Raw genomic sequence first — 1,833 nt, 5'->3', positions numbered from 1 at the left:
GGCCTCGTGCGCAACACGCAGTACTACCTGGCGACACGCCAGTTCGCGACCGCGCAACCCCAGCTCTTGCACGCGCTGCTCGAAGAACTTGATTCCGTGGACCGATGGAGCCGCGACAACGTGCCAGAGGCCGCGAAGCTGTTGTCGCCGCTGGTGGGGCTTGACGAGCCGACGCTCGAACTCGCGTTAAGACGCACCTCCTACGGGGTACAGCCGATTACTAACGGCACGCTTCAGTATCAACAGCAGATCGCGGATACGTTCGCGGATCTCAAGCTGATCCCCAAGAAATTCGCCGTGAGCGACGCCCGCTGGAACCTGACCTAGCGGACTCGATGGCAGAGATTGCGCTGCAGCGACGTTAAAGACGCGTAAGCAGATTTGCCGGAAACCTTAGATCAAATTAATCGTTTTGAAGGCAAGGGTGCATCGCTAAGATGTTTTGACGATGAGGACGCCCGACGCATACCGCATGCGCGATTGACCGGCGCGGCGGTAGTCCCGTCAAGGGACATCGCGTTCCTGCGTCCCCGCGCTTTGCGCCACGCACTATCCCCGATCAACTCCGCTCATGCAGGACATCAAATGAATGTTTTCTGGTTCATTCCCACCCACGGTGACAGCCGTTATCTCGGTACTACGCAAGGCGCTCGCGCGGCCGACTACGATTACTTTCGGCAAATCGCCGTCGCCGCGGATACGCTCGGCTATGAGGGTGTCCTGCTGCCGACGGGCCGTTCCTGCGAGGACGCGTGGGTCGTTGCGTCCAGCCTGATTCCCGCCACGCGCCGGCTCAAGTTCCTCGTCGCGATCCGTCCCGGTTTGACATCGCCTGCTTTGTCGGCCCGCATGGCGTCAACGTTCGATCGCCTGTCAGGCGGCCGCCTGCTAATCAATGTCGTGACAGGCGGGGACCCAGTCGAACTGGCCGGCGACGGCGTGTTCAACGACCACGACACGCGCTACGAAATTACCGATGAATTCCTGCAGATCTGGCGCGGCTTGCTGGAGTCGTCGCACGAAAGCGGATCGATTGATTTCGACGGCAAGCACCTGCAGTCGAAGGGCGGCAAAATGCTCTATCCGCCGGTTCAAAAGGGGCATCCGCCCCTGTGGTTTGGCGGTTCGTCGCCCGCTGCGCACGAAATCGCGGCAGACCATATCGACACGTATCTGACCTGGGGCGAGCCGCCCGCCGAAGTCGAGAAGAAACTCGCCGACATTCGCGCCCGTGCAGCCGCAAAGGGTCGCAAGATCAAGTTCGGGATTCGCATGCATGTGATCGTGCGGGAAACGGAGGCGGAGGCGTGGGCCGATGCCGACAAGCTCATTAGCAAGCTCGACGACGAAACCATCCAGCGCGCGCAGGCGTCCTTTGCAAAGATGGACTCGGAAGGCCAGCGGCGCATGGCGGCATTGCACGGCGGCCAGCGTGACAAGCTCGAAATCTATCCGCATTTATGGGCGGGCGTCGGACTCGTGCGCGGCGGTGCCGGCACGGCGCTAGTAGGCAATCCGGAACAGGTTGCCGGGTTGATGAAGGAGTATGCCGACCTGGGTATCGACACGTTCATATTGTCCGGCTATCCGCATCTGGAAGAGTCGTATCGATTCGCGGAACTCGTGTTCCCCCTGTTGCCCCGCGAACAGAAAGAACGTGTGTCGGGACCGCTGTCCGGGCCGTTCGGTGAGATTGTCGGTACGTCGTATGCGCCACGCGCGTCACAAAGCTGACCGGCTCTATTTTTCCCGATGCGCCTGGAATGACCATGAATCTAAACTCTGCAGTCCGTCGTATGTCCGGCCCGATCGTGCCGTGGCTCGTGCCAGTCC

1 protein-coding gene and 1 pseudogene are annotated in these 1,833 nt (G+C 60.8%); both read left to right on the top strand.

Translation table 11 applies throughout. The annotated features are described in order from the left end of the window. Nucleotides 1–327, top strand: a pseudogene (locus tag WCA53_RS24985) (sulfonate ABC transporter substrate-binding protein); the annotation flags it as partial. A 258-nt stretch (nt 328–585) separates the two neighbouring features. Further along, nucleotides 586–1,734 carry an FMNH2-dependent alkanesulfonate monooxygenase gene (ssuD, locus tag WCA53_RS24980; RefSeq protein WP_423916731.1) on the top strand — a complete coding sequence of 383 codons (1,149 nt, stop codon included), beginning with the start codon at nt 586–588 and terminating at the stop codon, nt 1,732–1,734. Nucleotides 1,735–1,833: the final 99 nt, after the last annotated feature.

The sequence above is a fragment of the Caballeronia sp. genome, assembly GCF_049581465.1.
Classification (GTDB): Bacteria; Pseudomonadota; Gammaproteobacteria; order Burkholderiales; family Burkholderiaceae; genus Caballeronia.
Note: the sequence above shows the minus strand (reverse complement) of the source record. Positions and strands in the feature narration are given on the sequence as shown.

Bases quoted from the DNA above. Each gene is read 5' to 3' on its own strand.
- ssuD (WP_423916731.1), top strand. From the start codon at position 586: ATGAATGTTTTCTGGTTCATTCCCACCCACGGTGACAGCCGTTATCTC.